Annotated in this window: 18 protein-coding genes, 1 tRNA gene and 1 pseudogene; 5 read left to right on the forward strand and 15 right to left on the reverse strand. The window is 36.8% G+C overall.

Going from position 1 to position 25,481, the window contains the following annotated elements; genetic code table 11:
- Positions 1–700 precede the first annotated feature (700 nt).
- From C1642_RS07905 to efp, 8 genes and pseudogenes are all read right to left on the reverse strand, one after another.
- The gene (locus tag C1642_RS07905; protein WP_103236168.1) at positions 701–1,336 is read right to left on the reverse strand and encodes a hypothetical protein; all 636 of its coding nucleotides are present in this window, start codon (positions 1,334–1,336) and stop codon (positions 701–703) included.
- Positions 1,337–1,722: 386 nt separating this feature from the next.
- Positions 1,723–2,718, reverse strand: coding sequence for a hypothetical protein (locus tag C1642_RS07910; RefSeq protein ID WP_103236169.1), 996 nt, complete (start codon positions 2,716–2,718; stop codon positions 1,723–1,725).
- A gap of 83 nt (positions 2,719–2,801) precedes the next feature.
- Complete coding sequence (locus C1642_RS07915; RefSeq protein ID WP_103236170.1) at positions 2,802–5,177, reverse strand: DUF4238 domain-containing protein; 2,376 nt, start codon at positions 5,175–5,177, stop codon at positions 2,802–2,804.
- A 53-nt stretch (positions 5,178–5,230) separates the two neighbouring features.
- Positions 5,231–6,499 (reverse strand): HEPN domain-containing protein, encoded by a 1,269-nt coding sequence (locus C1642_RS07920; RefSeq protein WP_103236171.1) that lies wholly within the window; start codon positions 6,497–6,499, stop codon positions 5,231–5,233.
- A gap of 401 nt (positions 6,500–6,900) precedes the next feature.
- Positions 6,901–6,977, reverse strand: a tRNA-Val gene (locus C1642_RS07925).
- Positions 6,978–7,144: 167 nt separating this feature from the next.
- Complete coding sequence (locus C1642_RS07930; RefSeq protein WP_001009533.1) at positions 7,145–7,447, reverse strand: YbdD/YjiX family protein; 303 nt, start codon at positions 7,445–7,447, stop codon at positions 7,145–7,147.
- A gap of 2 nt (positions 7,448–7,449) precedes the next feature.
- Positions 7,450–9,542: pseudogene (locus C1642_RS07935) on the reverse strand (carbon starvation CstA family protein).
- Positions 9,543–9,708: 166 nt separating this feature from the next.
- The gene (gene efp, locus C1642_RS07940; protein ID WP_000035083.1) at positions 9,709–10,278 is read right to left on the reverse strand and encodes an elongation factor P; all 570 of its coding nucleotides are present in this window, start codon (positions 10,276–10,278) and stop codon (positions 9,709–9,711) included.
- A gap of 73 nt (positions 10,279–10,351) precedes the next feature.
- On the opposite strand from efp, the gene epmB reads away from it, so the two are divergent.
- The 3 genes from epmB to C1642_RS07955 are packed head-to-tail and all read left to right on the forward strand — an operon-like array spanning position 10,352 to position 15,234.
- Positions 10,352–11,368 carry an EF-P beta-lysylation protein EpmB gene (gene epmB / locus C1642_RS07945; RefSeq protein ID WP_017815815.1) on the forward strand — a complete coding sequence of 339 codons (1,017 nt, stop codon included), beginning with the start codon at positions 10,352–10,354 and terminating at the stop codon, positions 11,366–11,368.
- 15 nt (positions 11,369–11,383) lie between these two features.
- Complete coding sequence (locus C1642_RS07950) at positions 11,384–13,129, forward strand: hypothetical protein (protein WP_000981543.1); 1,746 nt, start codon at positions 11,384–11,386, stop codon at positions 13,127–13,129.
- A complete protein-coding gene (locus C1642_RS07955) occupies positions 13,126–15,234 on the forward strand; it encodes an EAL domain-containing protein (protein WP_103236193.1) in 2,109 nt (702 codons plus the stop codon). Before C1642_RS07950 ends, C1642_RS07955 begins: the two co-directional genes overlap by 4 nt.
- A 62-nt stretch (positions 15,235–15,296) precedes the next feature.
- Here C1642_RS07955 and rpmE read toward each other — a convergent pair whose 3' ends face one another.
- From rpmE to C1642_RS07975, 4 genes are all read right to left on the reverse strand, one after another.
- Positions 15,297–15,521: a 50S ribosomal protein L31 gene (gene rpmE, locus C1642_RS07960; RefSeq protein WP_001200845.1), complete on the reverse strand. Its 225-nt coding sequence runs from the start codon at positions 15,519–15,521 to the stop codon at positions 15,297–15,299.
- Positions 15,522–15,714: 193 nt separating this feature from the next.
- Positions 15,715–16,686 carry a bile acid:sodium symporter family protein gene (locus C1642_RS07965; protein ID WP_001984712.1) on the reverse strand — a complete coding sequence of 324 codons (972 nt, stop codon included), beginning with the start codon at positions 16,684–16,686 and terminating at the stop codon, positions 15,715–15,717.
- A gap of 133 nt (positions 16,687–16,819) precedes the next feature.
- Complete coding sequence (gloA, locus tag C1642_RS07970; RefSeq protein WP_001242511.1) at positions 16,820–17,221, reverse strand: lactoylglutathione lyase; 402 nt, start codon at positions 17,219–17,221, stop codon at positions 16,820–16,822.
- A gap of 2 nt (positions 17,222–17,223) precedes the next feature.
- Positions 17,224–19,413: an AmpG family muropeptide MFS transporter gene (locus C1642_RS07975; protein WP_103236172.1), complete on the reverse strand. Its 2,190-nt coding sequence runs from the start codon at positions 19,411–19,413 to the stop codon at positions 17,224–17,226.
- Between the two features lie 166 nt (positions 19,414–19,579).
- On the opposite strand from C1642_RS07975, the gene C1642_RS07980 reads away from it, so the two are divergent.
- The gene (locus tag C1642_RS07980; protein WP_000192286.1) at positions 19,580–22,198 is read left to right on the forward strand and encodes a Lon protease family protein; all 2,619 of its coding nucleotides are present in this window, start codon (positions 19,580–19,582) and stop codon (positions 22,196–22,198) included.
- A gap of 57 nt (positions 22,199–22,255) precedes the next feature.
- On the opposite strand, the gene C1642_RS07985 is transcribed toward C1642_RS07980, so the two are convergent.
- The 3 genes from C1642_RS07985 to surE form a co-directional block, all read right to left on the reverse strand.
- A complete protein-coding gene (locus tag C1642_RS07985; protein WP_000886772.1) occupies positions 22,256–23,185 on the reverse strand; it encodes a LysR family transcriptional regulator in 930 nt (309 codons plus the stop codon).
- A gap of 101 nt (positions 23,186–23,286) precedes the next feature.
- A complete protein-coding gene (locus C1642_RS07990; RefSeq protein ID WP_000550750.1) occupies positions 23,287–24,117 on the reverse strand; it encodes a peptidoglycan DD-metalloendopeptidase family protein in 831 nt (276 codons plus the stop codon).
- A 114-nt stretch (positions 24,118–24,231) separates the two neighbouring features.
- Positions 24,232–24,999, reverse strand: coding sequence for a 5'/3'-nucleotidase SurE (gene surE, locus C1642_RS07995; RefSeq protein ID WP_001023216.1), 768 nt, complete (start codon positions 24,997–24,999; stop codon positions 24,232–24,234).
- A 102-nt stretch (positions 25,000–25,101) separates the two neighbouring features.
- Here surE and C1642_RS08000 point away from each other — a divergent pair, with 102 nt between their 5' ends.
- Positions 25,102–25,473, forward strand: a complete 372-nt coding sequence (locus C1642_RS08000; RefSeq protein ID WP_000846418.1) for an MCR_0457 family protein — start codon at positions 25,102–25,104, stop codon at positions 25,471–25,473.
- The last annotated feature ends 8 nt before the right edge of the window (positions 25,474–25,481 follow it).

A 25,481-nucleotide genomic window follows, 5' to 3' on the forward strand; every position in this document is an offset into this window, starting at 1 on the left:
TTTATTGGGAGTTCTGCCAAAGCATTAAAATTATGGTGGCAGAACGGAAGAAGGTTGACAGACTAGTAATAACTCAAACTAGCACACCCGTAGGTGTCCCTCTCCCGTCCTACCGCTACGGGAAAGGGACGAGTAGCTACCACACAAGACTATTCCTCAGAAGAAATGACTCTGATGCGGGAGTTATTATTCAGCCTGTCAAAGCCGGCTGGCAATGTGGCCAGCAGGCAAAGGATAAGCTTCACATTTATTGCAGTCAAGCACACAAAATGACATTTGCTTTAATTTAGATCATTAAAAAAGTAAGGCTAAATAATGATTAAGTTATTGTTTAAGAGGGGTTTATAAAAGAGGCTATCTAACTGCGGAGAGCTAATCTAGACTTAACTCTCCGAATCAAAATTTAAATAGTTCATATGAAGATAAGTTAACTAATACATCTAATCGTGTAATTCAGCCTTCTAAAGCCCAAGAAATAGAATGCTAATCAGTTCTAGCAAAAGGCGAATGATTTTCAAAATTAAATATAATGAATTCAACAAAGTTTTAAGATGTGACTTTACTGAGCCGGAAGTAATTTTTCTGGGTTGTTTAATTTTATTCAACATCTAGATACATCCTTTCAAATTTAACAGGGATGTATCTAATTATTCACATAGAAACACAGCTTAATATCTCCAAAGCAGCTTTGGGGGATTATTTATTTTTTGCCTTTGTGTTTAAAGTATTGGTTATAATTTTCAATTTGATTTTTAACTAAGTGAAAATCCTTTTCAATAGATTTCAATGACCGAGTAACTTTGTATTTTTCAACTTCCTCTTGAGCATAAAGATAAAATTGCCCCCGACTATCCCAGACCCTTGTAATCAGTAATTCTTTAATTATTTTTTGGGCCTTAATACTATCTATTTGTCCCTTTTTTCGGCCATCATCAATCCGCTGGAGCTTTTGTATTTTGATATCATTTTTTGATGTATTTATACCATTAAAAAAATGAAAAGAATTAAGATGCCTTATAACTCCTATTAAATTATTTCGTTCAAAATAAAACTCACAAAAAGCAAGTGAAACCATCATCCTATAGTAAAAATATTCAGTAGATTCATCATGTTTCTTTTTAAAAGCTTTATATAGATATTTATGACCAATACTATTAATTTCAACTTCGTCTTTTACGCCATCTTCAATAATGTTTTCCTTGACTGCTTCTATTATTTTTGACGGCAAGTGAAAAGCTACGATTTCTTTTGACTCATAAAATTCTTGCATTGTAAAATCAAGATCAAACTTCAATATAGACAATTGATCTTCTAAATAGCTTTTAACCTTATTCATATTTTACGAATATCCAATCAATTTTATCTGCTCAACAACCACGGCCTTATCCCTAGAGGCTCTTTATTACTAAATCTAATGTTTAGCTGAATGCTATCAATGTACCTAAAGCCCTCTAATTTTTCTATCTTTTTAGAAGAATAATATCTAACTCATTAAAGATATCGCATTGAGAATATATCTTTTCTATTAGCTTATAAAAAAGCAATAAAAATCCCTAAATTATTATAGTTCAAGGCTTTTTTAGTCGTATAATGCTATTCGAGTTTATATTACTTTAAATCTTAGTAGGCATATCCAATACCAAAAAATAAGCAACTGATAATTATAACTTTATAATAAAGATTAATATTTAGTATACACCTTGGTGTACAAATTCTATTTGATTAAATAATTAAGTTTTGTACATTCCAAGGCACCGCATAGCCTGAGCTATAAGGATCAAAAATAAATAAATCATTTCTTATATTAGATGGAAAAAGAAATTTTGGGATGTAATAGCTAGATAGATCACTATTAATTAATTTAATTTCGAAATGTTGATTTATTAATGATGACAACGAGGTATTACTCTCAAATAGGCTATATGGGCTATATTTAACACAAAACATGATAATATTGGCTGCAATTGCATCCATTACATTTTCTAATGTTGCATAAGAAAATGCATTATTACGATCATGCTTAGTTTTATTATAAGCATCATACCAAGCCAAAGATTGAGTTGGCCTTGTAGTATCCCAGTTAATAAAAGGTTGGAATTTTCTTACGCTATAGTTTTTAAAACTAATTTGGTATTCCCTTAGAAATAATTTAGGAAGAAGTTTTACATAGTCATTTGTTGTAAAAACTCGACCATTAGATGGAATTACTTGTGCATCTTGCAATGTTGAAGTCCACATATTTTCAACTTCAGTACACGCTAAAATTAATAGTTCACGTGATTTATGACCATAAGAACAAAGGCCATTTTGATCAGGTTCTACATACAGAAAAATATCATCTAATTTTTCAATCAGTATTCGCAACGCTTGTTCAGTAGAACGCTGTTGATAAGTATCAATTTTTAAAGCATTATTAATATCATTTGCATAATAAAGTGCTGGTCTCCAAACTCCCTTCACACTATGACCAATAGATAAATTAAGGGGATTAATATCTTTTGCACCAAAAACTCGTACAACCCAATCCTCTAGTGTTCCTTGTTTTTTTTCAATAACAGTCAAACCTACAGAAATTACATTTATCCCTCTATTTTTTCCATAAAGGTGGATAAAATGATCATCTGATTCATATGCATATCCTAATGGATTAGTTTCATGCAATGTGTCAATACATCCGGGTATTTTCGTATATGTATTTTTATAAAAAATGCCATTCATAATTATTTATTAAGCTCTTAATAATTTAAAAAATATTGTATTTTACCTATTTACTCTGTTGTTCAACTCATTCTTTTACCACTTCACAGATTTAAACCATATATTGAACGTACTTGTTTATCATAAGTTGTACAACTTGAACGTACTAATAGCCGATGAACATTCGAATCATATATACCTCCTTGCGGACTCAAAATATTTAATGAACTTAATTTAATTTCACTTTTACTAGCCCATCTTAATTGATTATTAAGATAATCCACTTTCATATTTATTTTATTTAAAATACTGTTATCACAGTTTTTTTCTAAAATTAGTTTATCTATAGATTTTAGAAGCCCTCTAGTAACACGATCAATACTTTTTTGAGATTTCCTAAAATTTTCAACAATATGATAGTCTAAAGGTATATTTTTTAAATTTTTTAAAACATCATCCCAAGGGTATTTAATAACATTTCCTTCGCTGTGCTGCGCTTTTTCAAACTCCCTCCATCTTGAATTGCTATCTGTAACTAAAACTGATCCTGTTATTTGAGCAATGAATAAAGACATTTCATAATTAGGTCCCATACAATATTGAAAAAATTGTCCTCTTCTCTCAGAATTATTTTGTAAAAGTGCAAAAGGTGAATGCGCGATATTTTTTTCAAATTTTTCTATAATTTGATAAGCATTTTGACCTTTTAATCCCAATTCGCTTAAAGCCTGAACTTTAATATGTAACGGTGCCAAGGCTATAGAATTAAGAGTATCATTTATAACTAATTCAAGATTAAGAATAGCATCTTTTGTACTAGGATTTTTCAAAGATAACTTTCTATCCCCCGCCATACTGAACATTGCTTTCATTAAATTGAGATCAAAATCTCCTGGATCTGGTATAAGATTTACTAAACCTTGTTCAATATAAGGTGCCATTTTAATTATAAATAAAAAATCTTTTAGAGCTTGATACTTATAATTACTACTTGATGTAATTGGATTGAACTCAGATTTAACATTATTGGGATTCATAATTGGGCTTTGTATCAAATATTCATCAAATATTGATGCCATTGGCAAAGCAAAATTATCAATAACTCTTACATCTAAAAAGCCTGTATATAGGCCTCTAAACTTACCATCACGCTTAGGTAAGAGTGAATAAATATCTGTCTCTCTTGGCCATAATACTTTATAAAAACTATAAATACTTTTTATTTGAGTCTCTGTAAGATCATACCTAATATCTAGCCAAGATTTTCCATTCTCCAATCCTAGAACATCTGCTATACAATGAAAGAAAGCAAGGTTCCTTTCCCTTATACTTAACTCTTTCCAAGAAGTTCTAAATTCAACTTTTATCGATTCACAACATTTTTTGTATTTTTTTCCACTACCGCACCCACAAAGTTGATTAATTTTTATATCTTTCTCAGCAATATTTTTTTTCAAAAAATCTGTTTGTTGCACAGTCCTGCCTAATGCATCTTGATAATGTACATGACCATTACTATATTGTGCATATATTTGGGTATCGAAGCCATAAACCTTATTAGCGGGTGGAAGTAAAACATATCTTAAGTCTTCCCATTTACATTGTATTTTTTCTTCGGGTGATAACCAAGCTTCACTACCAGCAGCAATAGTGTCTTTTGCACAAGATTTAATTATATAATTAATTTTTGTGACTTCTTCATCAGTTAATTTACGAGTATTAATAAAATTTATTGTACTAACTAAACTCTCTCTAATTCTGGTTGCATTAGTCCTTTGCTCAAGAGGGTCTGTACCATCTGGATCTTTTGCATACTCTAAGTTTGTTAGTATTAAACAACGATCTTTACTAAGAGGAAATATAGTTTGTGAACCCTTTAATGATATATCAGGATCATTTGGGTATATACAATCTTTATGCGTTGGTGATAAAGCATAATTATAAATTGTTATAGGATGATCAGAGAGTATAAATTTAACTTGTGAGTGCTCAGCGGATACAAATTCTCTAACCCCTTCAGTCCAAATTGTAGTATGTATATCATTCAATGCTTGCATCTCTGTCATTAACTGGCTTTGATTTAAATTTGAAAATTTACTTTTAATCCAATCAAGCCCTTTAGGCGTTCGAAGTTTCTGAGCATCTAAATATCTAAATAATGCTATAAAATTTTCATGCCACAATGATTCATCATTTGTAAGAAATGCTTTTATAGCTTTAGAACCATATTCATCTATAGGCCCAAAAAGCTTCTTCTCAATTTCATCACTTGGTTGAGTACCAAAAAAAATAGAATAAAGATGCTTTTCATAAAAGCGTTGCGCTGGCGTACACCACTTTCTTGATTCAATCTTTTTTTCAGTTTGATTAGGTAATTTAATAACTTTAATTTTCTGAAAACATAATTTATTTTCATATGTTTCAGTAAAGCATTTTTGATGCCATTGAGGAACATAATGATTGTCTATAGTTACTGACATACTTTTCCCTGAAAATTCAATTTGTTTCTTTAAATGACTTGCATCGCTACAATTTAGTATTTTGAAGAATCAAACTTACACCTTTCAAAATAATCAATTAAATCATTATTTTTTAGAATTTCATTTTGATATCTTAACTTAATAAAATCGATTATTGAATAACACAGAATATTTCTTGCCTTATTCAAATCATCATCTATCAATTCAGCATTTCTTCCATGGGCCAAACCAGATCTATGTGTATATAGATTTTTGACTTCTCTTTTTAATTTCATTCTATTTTTTATGTTTTCCTCTAGTAAAAAAGCACAATTATCAGCTAAAGTCTCTGAAACTGGTCCATTATTATTAAAAGAAAACAAAGATTCTAAACCGATACAATAGTATAAAAATTTCAAATGTTGCTCATTAGAACGTATAGCACTAGCATACCAATCAATTGCTGTTGAAATTCTATTAGAAATATCATCAGAACTATTCAAGACTAATTCATTGAAATGAAATTTATCTAAGTTTTCAGATAAAATATCAGTAGAACGGAAGCAAAATTTTATAATAGGCATACTGTCAAGATGGCCAAAACTAATTTTTTGATTACAGGCATGTATTTTAAGATATTGAGCTTCTCTCTTACCATCAATTTCCAAACATGGTAACACCTCAAAATGAAATGAAATTGAACTAAAAAATAATATTTTATTCAAAAATTTTCTTGCATTAATAAGAGCTCTTTCTTTTGAAAACTCCTTATCTCCAACCTCTTTAACTTGTATAATTGTTTTACTCTGAAGTTGAGTTAAATAATCATTTAATTCAACTACATCACCACCATTTTTAGTAGATTCAAAGCTATTTAATAACTCAAGAACGTGATTAGGAATAGTCTTTCCGATTTCATCACATACTTGACTTCCATTACATAAAGTAATATTTCCAAAAGTATATGATTTATCAGTAAATAAATTTTCAACAACAAAAATAAAAATATGTTCTTGCTGCCTTGAATTCAATGTATCCCGAATTAAATCAGAAAACACACTATATTCTATTTTATTACACTCTAACCATTTAGAAACTATATTATTAAATAGTTGTTGAATAGTCTGGAATTTATGTGTTTTTTTTAATTCATAAAAAACAATAAAATCAGATATTAAACTACAAAAATTCTCCCATTGTTCTGAAGAGAAAATCCAATCCACTCCCAAATAATGCATAGGATACATTTTTTGGCTAGGAAAAGATCTTACATTAAATAACTCATCAAATGCTTTATTAATACTTGATTCTTTATCCCACTTAACTTTTATTGCAGAAACCATTTCAATCCATTATTTTTTCAAATATACCTATATAATATAAATTTTAAAATAATTATTTCAAGAAAAATTAAATATCTAATAAGAATAAAACTATAGTTATAATAATTATTAATTTCAAAAATTACTTAAATAAGAATAGAAAAAAATTCTTTCACAGATACTTACCGCCCCTAACAACTAAATATAATTTAATTAGAGGTAGAATACCTTCTTATTCTTAGTTTTTTAGTAATAAAGTAAGTAATCATTTAGTAGATATCGAGTAATTTTCTTAAACAAGAGTAAAAGTACTATTATAAAAATTAAATTAATTTAAAAACTAATAAAAAAGCCCTAAACCATTATAGTTTAGGGCTTTTTCAGTCATATAAAGCTATTCGAGTTTATATGACTTTAAATCTTGGTAGGCATATCCAGACTCGAACTGGAGACCTCTACGATGTCAACGTAGCGCTCTAACCAACTGAGCTATACGCCTAAGATGGAAAGCATCATATTCATTTTTCAAAAGCAAAACAAGTGATTTACCAGTGAAAAAATACAAATGAGCAGACTTTGAGCAAACTCTTTTTCATTTCCCAAAAAGTAAAACGGTACATGGTTCAACCACATACCGTCTTTGTTTAGCCAAATATCAAGGTCAACTTAACAAGGGCACTTCTTCAAAGTACCACCTGCAGATGGGTATCTTGCATCAACACAATGTCGATAGAAAGTTTGTGCATCCATAGGCGTTAAATCTGGATGATGGGCTTTCATATGCTCCAGATACGTTTGATAGTCCGGCACACCAACCATGAGTCGGAAGCTTTGCTGTAAACGCTGCCACAAAGTTGCGATACGTGACCAGTTCTTTGGAGAGAGCAATATCTCTTTTTGCGAAAGCACGGTCATTTTGATGATTTTCGCAATAATGACAGTACCATTTTTTGCAAATTTAAAATTCATCTTTATTCTCCTCGAGTGGTAACCACTTCAGGATCGGTATATACCGCAGGCGCTTCATTTACAGTCGGTGTTGGACTTGCTAAAGCACGGCGAACAATACCAATTGAGGCAATAATCATGACAATCGATACAATCATAAAGAAGCCACAAAGTGCAGCATTAATCTGGTTCGACATCACAATAGTTTGCATTTCAGCAATGGTTTTTGCAGGCTTAAGAATTTCACCACGAGCAATCGCATCGGAGAATTTATGTGCTTGAGCCAAGAAACCGATTTTCGGGTTTTCGTGGAAAATCTTCTGCCACCCTGCTGTCATACAGGTAATGAACAAGAAAATGGTTGGAATGATCGTCACCCACACATACTTCTCTTTTTTCATTTTGAACAGAATCACTGTACCCAAAATGAGTGCCATCGAAGCCAGCATTTGGTTACCCACACCAAATAAAGGCCATAATGAGTTGACGCCGCCAAGTGGGTCAATCACACCTTGATAGACGAAGAAGCCCCATCCACCTACCGCAACGGCCGTACCTAACAAGTTACCAAAGAATGAACCTGAAGATTTAACCGCCGGAATAACAATACCAACCGTGTCTTGCACCATAAAACGACAAGCACGTGTTCCTGCATCTACCGCAGTTAAAATGAACAATGCTTCAAATAAAATCGCAAAGTGATACCAGAATGCCATCATGGCACGGCTGTTAAAGATTTCAGAAATGATATGAGCCATACCAATAGCAAAGGTAGGCGCACCACCTGTACGTGAAAGGATTGAGCTTTCACCCACTTCTTGAGCTAAAACTGTCAACATTTCAGGCGTAACAACAAAGCCTAAATTACGTACAGCTTCCGCTGCAGATTCTACGGTTGTACCGAGCACTGCTGCTGGCGCATTAATCGCGAAGTACACACCTGGATCTAATACTGTCGCACAGATCATCGCCATGATCCCGACAAAAGACTCCATAAGCATACCGCCGTAACCAATCATGCGGATATTAACTTCGTTATCAACAAGTTTTGGTGTCGTACCACTCGATACCAGCGCATGGAAACCTGAAATGGCACCACAGGCAATGGTAATAAATAAGAACGGGAATAAGCTACCTGAGAAAACCGGACCTGTACCATCAATAAAATGGGTAACAGCAGGCATTTTAAGGTCAGGCAATGCAATCACAATACCGACTGCCAAACCAAGAATAACCCCGATTTTAAGGAAAGTAGATAAATAATCACGTGGTGCTAATAGCAACCAAACCGGTAGTACCGATGCGATAAAACCATAAATGATGAGACACCAAGTGAGCTGTGTTCCAGTTAAAGTGAAGAACTCACCCCAATATGGATCTGCGGCAACATGTCCACCATACACAATTGCCAGCATCATTAAAACGAAGCCAATAATTGAAACTTCTGCAATACGTCCCGGACGAATAAAGCGCATGTAAACGCCCATGAACAATGCAATTGGAATAGTGGCTGCAATACTAAAGACACCCCACGGACTATGTGCAAGTGCTTTCACAACAACTAAAGCCAATACTGCAAGGATAATAATCATTACCCCAAGTGCGCCCAACATGACCACAATACCGGCAAAAGGACCAAGCTCCTGCTTTGCCATTTCACCCAGTGAACGGCCATCACGGCGTGTTGATATAAATAAAACTAGAAAGTCTTGTACTGCACCCGCCAAAACGACACCAACCAATAACCAGATGGTGCCCGGTAAAAAGCCCATTTGTGCAGCCAAAATCGGCCCGACTAATGGCCCTGCGCCGGCAATCGCGGCAAAGTGGTGTCCAAACAGTACATACTTGTTGGCACATAGTCTAAGCCATCGGCTAAACGATGTGCAGGAGTTAACCGTCTCGGGTTTAATTCAAATACTTTAGTTGCAATAAATAGACTATAAAATCGATATGCGATGCTATACACACATGCAGCTGCCAGTACCAACCATACTGCATTAACATGTTCACCACGACTTAGCGCCAGCATCCCGAAAGAAATAGCACCTATAATTGCTACTAGGCTCCAGACCAGTTTGGAGGGAAGCGTAGATTTCGCTTGCATTGTGTCCATTCTTAACCTCTCAATAAATAATTACAGCAGTTTTATATTGTTATGTACTGTTCTCTGCTCAATCCTTGTGACTCTACTCCTCCTTTGTTCTTTTTCCTCTTATACTTTCGCATAAAAAAAGGGATGATTGACATCATCCCTTCGATAATAGTTTATTTTTTAACTATTATGCACGCTCTAAATACTCACCAGTACGAGTATCTACACGAACGCTTTCTTCTTGCTGAACAAATAACGGAACACGAACAACCGCACCTGTTTCAAGCTTAGCTGGCTTACCGCCACCGCCAGAAGTATCACCACGTACGCCCGGATCAGTTTCAACAACTTTCAACACAACGAAGTTAGGTGCATTTACGTTTAAAGGAACGCCGTTGAATAACATGATTGTACATGTTTCATTTGAGTCGTCTTTTAACCATTTAGCAGCATCACCCATTGCAGTTTTGTCAGCTGCAATTTGTTCGAAGCTTTCTGGGTCCATGAAGTGCCACATTTCGCCATCGTTGTATAGGTAGTTCATTTCTACTTCTACGATGTCAGCAGCTTCTAAAGTATCACCAGATTTAAAAGTTTTTTCTAAAACTTTACCAGTTTTAAGGTTACGTAATTTTACACGGTTGAACGCTTGGCCTTTACCCGGTTTTACGTATTCGTTTTCCATGATTGAACATGGGTTACTATCAAGCATGACCTTAAGGCCTGGCTTGAAATCATTTGTAGAATAATTGGCCATGACTGGCACACTCCAAACTTAACAAGTCAACTATGCGATATAATGCGCTGTTGCATTATCTTAATCGTGTCGCATGATAAACTATTTACACCAAGAGCAAAACTGGCAATCACAACTCAGTGACCTTATTACCGATCCTTTAGAGTTGTTGAACCTGCTCGAGTTATCCACTGATCAGCTATTATCAGGGGCGATTCTGGCTTCTGAAAAGTTTAAATTGCGTGTTCCGCGTGCGTTCGTCGGAAAAATGAACGCTAAAGATCCTCTTGATCCGCTTTTACTCCAAGTGTTGCCACATCATTTAGAACTTGAGGAACATCCTGAGTTTGTCACCGACCCTTTAGGTGAGGAAGCAGCCAATCAGTTACCGGGTGTTTTACATAAATATAAATCTCGTTTTTTACTGACTTTGACCGGTGCATGTGCGGTCCATTGCCGTTACTGCTTCCGCCGTCACTTTCCTTATCAGGAAAATTTACCTAAAAATGAAGATTGGCTAAACATTAAAAATTATATCGAGTCGAACCCCGATATTAACGAAGTGATTTTAAGCGGAGGTGACCCTCTTACGCTTTCTAACCGTAAATTAGCGCTTTGGCTAGAACGTTTATCATCTCTCAAACAAGTGAAGATTCTGAGAATTCATTCACGCGTTCCAATTGTCATTCCAAACCGTATCGATGAAGAGCTTATTTCTTTATTAAAAAACAGTAGGCTGCGTATTATTCTGGTGGTACACTCAAACCATGCTTCTGAACTCGATGACTTTACTTGTTCAAAATTGTTGCAGCTATCTGAACACCACATTACTGTTCTAAATCAGGCAGTATTGCTTAAAGGGGTGAATGATTCTGCTCAAATTTTAACGGATTTAAGTTATCGTCTATTTGAAGCTCGCGTTATGCCATATTACTTACATGTATTAGATAAAGTAAAAGGCGCACAACATTTTGATTTAATACCATCTGAAATAGATGCGATATATCAAGACGTGTTAGCGAGCCTACCAGGATATTTGGTTCCTAAACTCGTCAGGGAAATTGCGGGCGAAAAGAATAAAACACCGCTTTTTGGGGCTACAACTTTTTGAGTTATATAATAAGTGATGATGAATAATGCACTTTCGGACATTTTTCACAATCAAACCGCACTTACTCGTGAACGGTTAAGCTTTTGTGAAGCCAACATTAAAGATCTTAATGAGTGGGTCACTACCCTTTCTATTATGCAATTGGGTGATACTTCAAAAGCGCTATTTACAGCAATTTTGGAACTGAATGAGTTAAATTGTAGTGAAACCTTACGCTTTGACTTAATTCAGACACTTCACCCCACCATTAATAATGTATTGGCGAGTTTAGAAAAAAACTTCTTTAACCAAGGTGTCATTAGTACCGACCGTAACGAGCACATTATTGAACTGGCCATGCTTCTGCGCTGTTATTTTGCCAGTATTTATTTAAATATTGCGCAAACAAGCCACGAACAGCTACAAAAGCAGAAGTTTTCTTTGTTCTCTTTTAAACAAAAGAAAAACTTACAAACCGCACGAATTCTGGCGACATTCCACGCATTGCAGCAGTTGACCAATCTTTTATATCAACAGCATATGCTTTATAGCGAACCTGTCAAAGGTCAATGGTTAATTGCTCACCAGCTTTACGAAACAGCAGTTCAATACAAATATCATTTAACCAATATTAATCATATTCAAGGTGTACAGCACCCGTTAGCCAATATTACGCAGGCGTATGCGCAGCTTATTTTATTAGATATTTTTAACACCAATCAGATTCGCCAGTCAGAAATACAGGCCCTGTTTCAATGTAGTTTTGACTGGGCACGCATGATTCAGATCTTGCCGAAAGACACTGCTTCAACAAAGTATGTGGTCGACCCAACTAAAGATCATCCGCCTGTATATAACAAGAAACAAAGCTCAAATTTCAATCCAAGTATTTTTATTAGCACGCAAGCTTTGCTTGAGCATGTTACTGCCACCATGCATAAAAATGCTCAATATATGTCTAAAAATGAAAAGATTTATTTAAGTCCCGCATTAAAGTTTCACGTTCAAACGATTTTGGGCACCACAGCACAGCGCCGTCATGAGCGTTATGAATATAATGCAGCTTTACAAATTTGTTTTGGCTTAAGTACGGCACATTTCTATTTGTCTAAAGCCAAAAACTTTGAAGAAACGCTACAACTGAGTAATAACTATAATTTACAAAGTGAATCGAAAGTTTTATCCAATTTAGAGAAAAAAGAACAACAAACCTCGTCTTATCAACGCTTAAGCCGTGAGAGTAAAACCATTTATCAAACTACCGTGCTTGATATTAGTGTTAATGGCTATCGTATTAAATGGTCCGGCGAAGCACCTAAAAACTTAAGAACCGGCGAATATATTTTGGTGAAGGAAACGCTACATGGTCAGTGGCGTGGCGGTGTAATTCGCTGGATTAAGCAATCTACAGAAAAAAGTCTGGAACTGGGTTTAGAAATTCTTTCACAGGCCATGTTCCCTTGCGCTGTACATATTCAGGCAGAGCGTCATACGCGTAATTATCACCCTGCACTATTACTACAAACTCAAAACCTAGAAGAAATACAAAACACGCTTATTTTACCGGGGTCTCAAATTTTTAGAGAGCAACAAACAATTCATTTACGATTGGGGACAGAAGAAATCAAAGTGTATCTACTCAAAGCACAACTCATTACTCAAAGTTTTATTCAATTTCAATTTGAGCTTCTGAATGAGCAGCAACAGTACCTGCTTGATCAGTTCATGCTGAAAAAGAATAACACCGTGAATAGCCAAGATTTATGGGAAGCATTAAAGTGAGAAACTCTTTACTATCTAAAAGGTTAAAACGTACTGAAATACGTTTACTCATTATTGATGATAACCAGTTACGTTATAACCAAATTTTAAATTTATTATCGGGGAATGATTATCAAGTTAATGCCTTATTACTTGATGATTTAAAAAGTTTTGAAAAGCAGCTCAATACATCTTGGGATGTCATTATTTTTGGTCGCGCCTATGATTTGAAAATTGAACAAACTCTCTCCCTTGTTCAAGCCTCAGAACAGCCGCAGCTTCCAATATTACTTTTACAGCCAGATGATTACCAAGCGCAGCAATATCAAAGCTATATTCAAAAAGGGATTTATGATGTAGTCCCATTAGAACCGCTAGATTATTTCTATATTACCTTGGTTCGGGCACTGTCATACAGCCGCCTTTTACAGACGGAACAACGTCTTTTGGCCGAGCTTGATACCATTCATACGCATACGCAAACACTGGTCGACAACAGCCATAAAGCCGTTGCTATTTTCCAAGAAGGTATCCACATTAAGGCTAATACCGAATATTTGAATCTTTTTGGTTTCCAGCAAGAAGAAGATATTATTGGATTACCGATTTTAGATGTCTTACAACCCAACGATTTAAATGTTTTTAAGCAGCGGTTTAAGAAAATTTCTTTAGGCCAGTTCGATCAAGCACGCTTTGAAATTCAGAGTCAGCATCAGGCTATTTCGGGTAATAATGCGCTAAAACTCGAGTTTATTCCAAGCCAAGAAGAAGACGCGGTACAACTCACCATCGACTATCAAGTTGATTTAACTACTCCAGCAAATAGTACTCCGTCCGAAAAAAGTGTTGGGTTGAGTGCAGCTTGGCCGCAGATTAATCGTCATTTATCGACCCACCCTGCCCAAGCAAACGCCGTTGTTTTATTTAGACTTGCACAGTGCCCAGAACGACTTTTTCAACAGGGTTGGCAAACTTTAGGACAATATTTCAATCAGCTCCATGGTTTTTTAAAAGACCATGCACAGATGCCAATTTTCCAAGTCGACTTGGGTAGTTATGTCGGGATTTTACAAGCCGAAAATAGTTCAGTTTTAAACTCACAGCTAACGAGTTTACAAACTTTGCAAAAAGAACATTTGTTAAAAGTAAATGAGCAAAACTTTTCAGTGCAGTTAAAGCTTGGTTATGCTTTTCTCAACCAGCCCTTAACTGAGAACTCTTTTAGCTCATTATTGAATGAGGCGGAAAAGCAAGGCTTACCTCAGGTTACACCTCAACTTGAAGTAATGCCAACCGTAGACAAAACGGTTTCACCGAGCATTGAAGCTGTTCCTCTTGATTTAACAATTGAACATTTTGACCATACGCCTCAGTCCTCTTTGCTCCAGCAGTTAAGACAAAAACTAGCTCAGGGCGAAATACATCTGAAGTACCAGCAAATTTACGATAAGCATGACCAAGAAACTCACAACTATGAAGTGACAAGTGGTTTTATTGCGGGTGAACAATGGTATGACTTAAATGATTTAAGTGATCTTAAAGAAGATGCAGAACTTTCAATTCAGTTAGACCGCTGGATATTGGTAGAAGCGTGTAAACAGCTTCATAATTTCATTGCTCAGTATCCTAAAGCGAAACTCATTATTAACCTTAATATTGATATTTTGCTGAAAGATAAAACATTCCCTGAGCTGATTTCCAAACTACTGACTATTATCGGAAGTAAAATTGAAAGCCCACTGATTTTGCAATTTTCAGAACAAGCTCTTCAGCCTTATCTTCCAATTGCTCAACAACACATTGCTCGCTTACGCCAACATGGTGCAGAAATTTCAATTCGAGATTTTGCTTCTTCTATGTATAGCGATTCAATATTACAGCAGCTTGATATTCAACTTGTAAAATTACAGTCCAGCAAAACTGATCTATTAAGCTCAGACCAAGGGCTTAATAACTTACAAGAAAAAATATTGAACTATTTGACTGTAAAACCGATTGGAATTTTATTAGCTCACTTGAATGATATGAACCTGTTTGCCAATGCATGGAATGTAGAAGCGCGCTTTCTACAAGGTGATTATTTTCAGAAAAAACTTGACCGCTTAACAGACGTACAAGACCAATAATGGTCTTGTATATTAAAAACAAAAAACGGGCATAAGCCCGTTTTTTGTTTCGTTTTGAAGTATTAACGCTTGATAGAGCGAGACATACCAGCAAAACGTTGTTTGAATTTGTCGATACGACCACCAGTGTCTACATTCTTTTGTTTACCAGTGTAGAAAGGGTGGCAAGCTGAACATACGTCAAGGTAAATAGTTTCTTTACCTAAAGCAGAACGAGTTTCGATTACGTTACCGCAAGAACAAGTTGCAACTAATTTTTCATATTTTGGGTGAATATCGGCGCGCATCGTCGATTACTCCTAATTGAAGAAAGGCTTAAGCTGTCATCGCAATTGATCACTCTCAATTAAATTGAGGAAAGCTTTTACAAGCAGATCAACACCACAACAGACCATTCTTTTGGCCCACCGAAACCTCAAGGGTTAGAGCTAAGCACAACAAGTGGGCAGTATTATACGCCATATAAATTTTTTTTGCGAATTAATCTTGGGATTTAGCCAAGTAATTTGCAATTACCCCACAGACCATTAACTGGATTTGGTGAAAGATCATAATTGGTAAAACAATCATACCTAAAGGTTGGCCAATAAATAAGATTTGTGCCATAGGTACACCACTGGCCAAGGTCTTTTTTGAACCACAAAAGAACACTGTAATTTGATCAGCTCGGTTAAAACCAAAAGCGCGCGGTAAATAAAGTGCAAGCAGCATAATAATGGTGAGTAAAACAGAACAAGCAATGGTCAAAAGCAGTAAGGTTTTCCAACTCACCTGATGCCAAAGCCCCGCAACCACAGCCCCACTAAATGCGCCATAGACCACCATCAAAATTGAACCTTGGTCAAATGCTTTTACAATACTTGGTACTTTTGCCATATATGGAAAAACATAGGGACGAAGTAATTGCCCTAAAACAAAAGGCACTAATAGCAACAAAGTAATTTGTATAATTGAAGATGTAGGATCAAATCCGTGCTGACTTTGTCCTAAAATAAAGAAACTGACTAAAACTGGCGTAATAAACATACCTACCAAATTTGAGAAAGATGCGCTACATACCGCCCCTGCCACATTCCCTTTTGCAACCGAAGTAAATGCAATAGAAGACTGAACAGTAGATGGCAAGAAACACATAAACAAAAAACCCCAATAGAGCTGCTGCCCTAATAAAGGTAAAAGAATAGGTTTAGCCAATAAACCAATAGCAGGAAAAATAAAGAACGTAATTGCAAATACCAGTAAGTGCATTTTCCAATGCAAAATACCTTCAATGACTGCCTCACGAGACAGCTTGGCACCATGCAAGAAAAATAAAATAGCAATCGCGACTGTAGTTAATGTATTGAAATACTGCGCAGCTTGACCACTGACTGGAAAAAAAGTTGCTAGTAGTACCATGCCAACCAACAAAATTGTAAATCGATCAAGTGCCAAGAACTTCAGCATGTTCACATCCTATGATTATTTTAGATAAAGAAAAGCCCAGTTGATAAATTGACCATTTGGTCAAGCCTTCATCATACTGGGCTATAAAAATAAAGCTAGACTTTTAAGACCTAAATCTTAAAGCGCCTGAGTCATTTATTTAATTATTTCTAGCATTTGCGTCTTGTTGAATAAGCTCGACTTTGTAGCCATCCGGATCTTCAACAAATGCAATCACCGTTACACCACCCTTCATTGGGCCAGCTTCACGAACGACTTTACCGCCACGTGCTTTGATTTCTTCACATGCTTTATAAGCATCTTCAACACCAATCGCAATGTGACCATAGCCATTTCCTAAATCATAACTTGAGGTATCCCAGTTATGAGTAAGTTCAAGCACGGTATTATTTTCTTCATCGCCATAACCAACAAATGCCAGTGTAAAGCGACCTTCTTCATAATCACGCTTACGAAGTAACTTCATCCCTAATACTTCGGTATAGAACTTTAAAGATTGTTCTAAATTGCCTACTCGCAACATTGTATGAAGCATTCGCATGTTTATTCACCTGCCTTTTCTATGTCATGTGTTTGATGATCTTTAAGCAGTTTTCCAACCCAAACAACTAAAATTAAGATTGGAATCCCGATCATTGTGGTCATCAAAAAGAAGTTTGGGTATCCAATATTACTCACTATGGTACCCGAATATCCACCTAAAAGTTTTGGGGTAAGGGTCATAAGTGAGCTAAAGATCGCATATTGAACAGCAGTAAATGACACACTGGTCAAACTTGAAAGGAACGCAATAAATGCCGCACCGGCTAAGCCTGAAGCCATGTTATCAACGACAATGGCAAAATAAAGCCATAGTGAGCTATAAGATTTAATGACTTTACCACTAATCTCAACTTCTTGACCTGATTGAGTATCAATGTACGGTAAAGGATCGATATTCACATCTAATTCAGGTTTTGGTACAGAATTTGAAGCGACTTCATAGTGGTGAGTAATCGATAATATTTTTTGATTTCCATCGACAATTGAAGCAGTAAGTTGCTTACTTGGTGATGACAATAATTTTTGCATATCAATTGCTGCGTTAAACACACCCTTTTGATCTGTCATTTTTGCATCAAAATTTTGTCCATCAAGATTCACCACAATCTTTTGAGTAGGTGATAAGGCTTTACCAAAATACTGCCCACGAATCACGACACTGCCTTCGGAAGAGTTAGCCGATATCTGATCACTTCCCATTAAAGGTAAAATTTGTAAAGGAACACTCTCAGAGTGAGTTGTCAATAGAGGTTGAGCCCGAACGATAGTCTCGGCTTGTTGATCTTGCAAAGCATAACCAGCTTTGACATCAATTTGTTGGGTGCCATTAAAACTTGAGCTTGGCACTTTTAGCTTCCAATACCCCACTTCATCTGGCTTCACTTTATAATGGTGATTCCCAATTTGGACATCCACCATATCAAGCGGTTTTCCAGATTTTACTAAGCCAATGAAAATGAGATTAGTAGAGCTTGCCAATACAGCACCAACGAACATCAGTTTCATGATGTTCATACGTTGAGCTAATAAGCCACCTAAGAAACCACCCACCAAACTGAAAATAACACCATAAACTTTTACGGCTTCAGCAATTTGTTCTTTGCTAAAGTTCAGATCTTGATAAAAGACATTAGAAATCACACCAGCAATAATGTCTGAAATACGGAAGAACCCAATCAAGAATAGAAGTACTAAGGCAAGTTTGACACCATAACGTTTAAAGAAATCCAGAATTGGGGCAATCCAAGTTTCCTTAGCCATTTGCTGGTTCACCACACCTATTTTTACTAATAGATAACCAGCTAGAATGGCAACGCCTGTCGCCGTTAAGAACCTTAAAGCTTCTAAACCAAATAAAGCAGCACTATCTTGAATATTGCCAGCTTTTGAAATTGCTTCGGTAACTTGGCCTGAGTAAATATAGGTTAATACAAATGAAATAACTGCAATAAAAAATACTAAAACCAGACGGTAATAATCACTTGATTTATAGTTTTTATATATACGATCAACTTTAGGTTCACGAACGAGTAAAGTTGTAATAATACCGACCAACATGACTGCTGCCATCGTTAAATAGGTCGTCTTCCAAGCCTCGTAAATATAATTTCCTTTTGCGGTCCCCAAATGCGCCGCTAAGAATAATGCACCAGCACCAGCTACAATCATACCGATCCGGTAACCCGCATTATAAGTTGATGCCAACACTGTCTGCATTTCTGTTTCAGCCAGCTCAATACGATAAGCATCAATCACAATATCTTGCGTTGCAGCCGAGAAGCCAAGTAAAACTGCGCCTGCTGCCATTTGAACAAGGTAACTATGACCTAAAGCAGGGTCGGCAAAAGCCATTGTACATATCGCAAGTACGATTAAACACTGCGCAATAAGCAACCATGCACGTCTTCGGCCTAAAGCTTTAGTCAAAACTGGTACAGGTAACTCATCAATTAAGGGAGCCCAAACAAATTTAAAGGAATATCCTAAAGCCGCCCAACTGAAAAAAGTGACGGCACTTTTATCAATGCCTGCTTCACCTAGCCATAAAGAGAGACTAGAGAAAATCAATAAAATGGGTATTCCGGCAGAAAAACCCAGAAATAGCATAATTAATGCACGACGGTCTAAAAATGCTTTAAACGCCGAGACCCAACCAGAGGTTTGTGTGGTCATTCGTTTTTTATTTTCCATAAATTATAAATGCGCCTATTCAATCGCTTCTTACAATTGCTTTCAAGATTCTTTATGCAATCAAGTTTTGTTTTGATGATAAAAACGGCAAGTTTGCTTGATATTTTATGCTAAACCTGTATACCTTTAATCTTCAACCTTCGTTTTCTTTTGCTGGATATCAACAGTGACACAAAAACTTGATCAAGTGACATCTTCAACTTTATCACTCGCTAAAACAAACACCACAAACGTCACAATAAATGCATTTCCTTCAGCTTTTGAGCAACCTGATATTAAAATGACTTTAGATAAAACAGCGTTAAAACCCGAACAACTTACGCATATTCCAAATTTTGAAAATATTCCAGCCTCAACAAAACGCATCAAGCCGCTCAACAACTTTTTAGGGCAAGACCGCGCCAAAGCTTCGGTAGAAGCCGGCATTTCCTTACCCTACTCTGGTTATAACATTTTTGCGGTAGGAACAGCAGGCTTAGGTAAACGCACCATGATTAAGCGTTTACTACAACAACATGCTAAAACAATGCCTACTCCAGATGATTGGGTATATGTTTATAACTTTAAACAAGCTCGTCAGCCTATTGCGCTACGCTTTCCTGCTGGACAAGGAACCAAGTTTCAACAAACTCTTCATCAAACTTGGCAAATTATTTTAAAGCAGCTTGAACGCCGTTTTAGTGCAGAAACTTATCATAACCGTATCGAGCGAATCCGTCAGGAAACTGGTGATGAACAGCAACAAGCACTTGTCGAATTAACAAAAGAAGGCGAAGAACTTGATCTAAAATTGATTTCTCGAAATGAGAAACATGGCTTTGTACCTGTACAGTTAAAAGATAATCAGGTTCAAGAACTGACTCAAACAGAAATTGACGCTTTAAATAGTAAACAGCGTGCTGAGATTGCAGCCAATATTCGCTATATGGATAAAAAGCTTGAGCGTCTTGGTTTGCATTTGGGCGACTTAGAAGATGATGCACGCGACAAAGTTTCTGTTTTAAATCGAGACATCGCCACTCAAGTGGTTATGCCACGCATGGACTTAATTTTAAATAAATATGGTCAAGTGAAAGGCCTTGAAGATTATTTAAAACAGTATGCTCAAGATATCATTGACAATGTTGAGTTAATTTTAGAACAAGAAGAAGATGACTTTGCTCCTGCTATGTTCAATCGCGTACCAGCGCGTTATCAAGCAAATGTGATTGTCTCAAATAAACCAAACAGTGGTGCGCCAGTTATTTTTGAAGATTTCCCAACGCACTACAACTTGCTGGGTCATGTAGAACAACTCACCCACAACGGTACAATTACTACAGATTTCACTCTTATTCGCCCTGGTGCCCTACATCAAGCCAATGGTGGTTTTTTAATGCTGGAGGCTGAACAACTACTCGAACAGCCTTATGCATGGCAAGGTTTAAAGCGTGCCTTAAAATCGGGCCAACTCAAGCTCTCTTCTCTTGAACATATGTTGACTTTAACCGGCAGTATCTCGATAGAGCCTGCTGCTATTCCACTTGATATTAAAGTGGTACTGATGGCAGAGCCTGAGATTTATTATGAAATTTTAGAAGTAGAACCAGAGCTTGGTAGCGTATTTAAAATTCGCGCAGATTTTACCGATACATTACAACGTAATGACGAAAATGAACAAGCTTATATGCAGCTGATTGCTGACTATGTACAAGCCGATAAACTGCTTCCATTTGACCGCAGTGCTCTAGCGGCTTTACTGACAGACTCAAGCCGTCAGGCCGAAGACCAAAGCTCATTGTCGTTACATGCTTCAACGTTGGGTGATCTTATTCGTGAAGCGCATCATCATGCATTTAAAGCCAATGATAAGATGGTAACCGACCAGCACATTAACCTTGCCCTACAACACCGACAATATCGCTTAGGCTATTTAAGAGAACTTTACTGGCAAGATTTATCGCGTGGAACCCAGTTAATTGAAACTTCTGGCCATCGTTTAGGTCAAATTAATGCCCTCTCTGTCATTCACTATGCAGATGTTGAGTTTGGTTTACCTTCACGTTTAACTGCCTCGGTTTATCAAGGCGGTGGCGATATTCTTGATATTGAACGTAGTGTAGAACTAGGCGGTTCATTGCATGCCAAAGGCGTGTTACTCATGTCTAGCTTCTTAAAAGCTCACTTTGGCCGTGAACAGATTTTACATTTTTCTGCTGCTCTGGCTTTTGAACAAAGTTACGGCCAAGTGGACGGTGACAGTGCAACCGTTGCCGAGCTTTCTGCATTAATCTCTGCAATTAGTCAGTTACCAATTGATCAGTCATGGGCAATTACTGGTTCTATGAACCAGTTAGGTCAAGTTCAACCAATTGGTGGCGTAAATGCAAAAATTGAAGGCTTCTATGATGCATGTAAGCTACAAGGTCTAACTGGCAAACAAGGTGTCATTATTCCACGCCAAAACATGCAACACTTAATGCTACGTCAAGATGTGATTGATGCGGTGCGAATGGGTCAATTCCATATCCATGCAATTGATACAATTGATCAAGCACTTGAGATTTTAATGGCTCGCCCTGTTGGTACTCTCGACAAAAAAGGCAAATACAGCAAACACTCTATTTATGCTGCTGTAATGGAACAGCTTGAATACTGGCAAGCGATCGAAGATGGCGCAGAAGTTGAAGAAGAGCCAAAGAAGAAAAAGAAAAATAAGAAAAAAATTAAAAAGCATGAAGAGCTCACAGCCGATGATCTTCCTCAAGAAACACAAGAGGAAGTTGCTACGCTAAAGCAAAAATAACACTGACATAAAAAAGGGCTTGTAATAACAAGCCCTTTTTTATGAATGAGATAAAAGTTAACGAACAATCTGCATTGCTCTTCCGCCAGCCAACTGGCTGAAGTATTGCTTAAGCGCTTCGACACAACGTTGAATTTTCATTGGCTGTTGATCGTGTTTTGCAATCTCTGCATATAAAGTGAAAGCTGGGAGTTTCCAATCTGGAAGGATTTCAATTAAAGAACCATTCTTCAGTTCTTTTTGAGCATCTAAATATAAAATTCTGGCAATTCCATGCCCTTGCTGGCATAGCGCTTTAGCCACTTGTAAATTATTACTTTGCAAACGGCTTGTCATCTCGATATTTAATTTTTCACCAGTTTTAGCGTGCTGAAAATTAAAACTACGTGAATCATTCATTGCATTGATAGAAAGCAACTCATGGTTGTTTAAATCATTTGGATGCAAGATCGGGCTTGTTTGATTGAGATAGCTGGGAGAAGCTACCAAAATCTGATCGACAAAAGCCATAGGAATAACAGAGTCGCTCTCTTCTACCGCTGTAGAACTCATGCGCACTGCAATATCAATTCGCTCTTCGATTAAATCGATATATCGATGCCCCACTTCAAAATGAACAGATAGACCACGGTGGGCAGACATCCAGTGAGATAAAGCAGGAATAATGTGCTGAACCGCTAAATCAGGGGTAGTTGCAATACGCAAGTCACCAATCAAATCATCTCGCAATTCATTGATTCTGATTTTGCCTCTTTCTGCTGCTGCCAACATTTCTTGGCAACTTGAGAAAAAAGCCTGCCCTGCTTCAGTCAAACTAAGTTTTCGCGTAGAACGATGTAATAAAATTACATCCATTTCATTTTCAAGAGAACGGATTTGCTGACTTACAGCACTTGTTGTAATGCCTAATTCACGTGCCGCACCACTAAATGAACTTTTTTCAACCACACAAGCAAAAACACCCATCGCACGAAGCTGATCTAACATAGGTTTCCTCAAATCTAATTCTAAATTTATAAAAAATGCTTATTGTTGTAATGAAAGCAACCAATTGTATTATACGAGGAAACCTATATTTAATGCATTAGCTAATTTGGTAAAAGATTTGCAGGGTTGATCGGTTTACCGTCAAGGCGAATTTGGAACTCAAGCATAACGCGAGATGCCCCTGAAGACCCCATTTCAGCAATCTTTTGGCCTGCGGTTACATTGTCACCACTCTTGACCATCATCTTGCTATTGTGGGCATACGCACTGATGTAACCATCAATATGTTTAATTAAAACTAAGTTACCATATTCTTTCAGACCATCGGCTGCGTATACAACTTGACCATCAGCCGCCGCATAAATCGGGTCACCTTGGTTACCACCGTAACGGATTCCTTTGACATTATTCGCCAAATTAAAGCCTTGAATAACCGGACCGTTATTTGGTTTCACCCAACGTAAGCTTGAGCTTGGAATAGATGCTCCCACTGTTGTATTGGTTGATGGCGCAACAGTTGCTGGTGGCGGAGTGGTTGTGGTTGGTGCAGTAGTTGTCGGTAAAGCAATTGTTTGACGCTTAATCGGTTCCGGTTGCGCCATGACTTGTGTCGACACGGTTCTTGGTGAAGAAGATTTCTTCAATCGTAATGATTGATTAACATAAATACGATATGGCGGTGCAATACCATTCATCTCTGCAATACTGAGATAGTCCAGACCATAACGCATTGCAATACCACTTAAAGTATCACCTGAACGGACCGTGTAATAGTTAGGAGCCATTGCATAGCGAGAACTATTATTAATTTGTGGTTTAGAAGCACATCCTGCCATTGCAACAGTAAAACCTACAGCTACAGACAACATCATAATTTTCATTATTTTGTCTCTTTGAATATGCAATCTGCTTTGTTGCCCAGTTAAATGCATCGATCTCCCTCACTAAATGCTACAAATCATTTCGGCTAAGAGTACCAAAAAAGTAAGAGGAAACATGATCCTCTTTTTCTTTATTCACAAAGTTATAACATTCGGCTCAGTTTATTACCCCAAACTGGCCTGTAAATCTTCTAAAACCGCATAGTTTGTTGCATCCATCTGAATTGGCGTCACGCTCACAAAACCATTCGCGACCGCAAAAAAGTCAGATTGAATTTGGCTAGCAATACGCTGTGGATCAGTTACCGCCTCACCAGCAAGACCAATCCAGTAAACCTGTCTTCCTCTAGGGTCTACATGGCTGGTGATAGGTTTAGATTGGGCACGGCGGCCTTGGTAAGTAATTTGTGTACCTTTAAGCTGAGGTACATCTGGAATATTAATATTAAAAATATGTCGCGGTGGCAATGCTGGTAGTCCTTTTGCGATAAAGTCATGTACCCATTTGGCAGCTTGCGCATAATCATCTTTATGGTCGTATGAACGTACATCAGGCCCAGCCAAAGAAACCGCAATTGCAGGTTGTTTCATTAAACGACCTTCAAAGGCAGCGCCAACAGTTCCTGAATATAAAACGTCATCGCCTAAATTTGCGCCACTATTGATTCCACTGACAACCAAATCAAATTCGAAATCAAATAATCCATTCATGGATAAATAAACACAATCGGCTGGTGTGCCATTAACAGCCCATACATCTTCAGCAATTTGAATAGGACGTAAAGGACGATCTAAAGTTAAGGCACTCGAAAACCCGCTTCTTTCACTTTCTGGAGCAACCACCACAACACGGCCTAGTGGTTTTAACGCGTCAGCTAAAGCTTGTATACCTGGTGCAAATACACCGTCATCATTGGCAATTAAAATATTCACAAAAAATCTTTCTCGACAAATAAACCCAGAGGTTTTCTCAATTGAATTATTTGTTGAATTATATATATTTATGCCTCCATAGCATTATAAAATTGTGAAAAAATGAAAACTTTCGCTCCTTTTTTTCAAGTATTGGGGATCAGTATCACATTGTGTACTCAAGCGGTTTTTGCTGACGAGGGTATCTCAACACAAGAAGCTGACAGCTTAATTAAAGATGACATTGCCTCGACTCAAGTCTTACAAGAAATTTGCCCTAATTTTGTTGGCGCAAATAAAAAACTTGAAACCAATACCCAAAAGATTATTGCAATGTATCTGGGTGGTTATTCCAATAAATCAATCACCTTCTCTGCGCTGCAAAATGATTCAGAATATAAAACCCTGTTAAGTGAAGCACGTCAGGCTGCCAAAGAAATGGATCACCACGAACAACATGAACTTTGTGAGGAAGTGGTAAATTACAAAGATTAAGAGCTTAG

It is taken from the genome of Acinetobacter sp. AKBS16 (assembly GCF_002899995.1).
Taxonomy (GTDB): domain Bacteria; phylum Pseudomonadota; class Gammaproteobacteria; order Pseudomonadales; family Moraxellaceae; genus Acinetobacter; species Acinetobacter baumannii.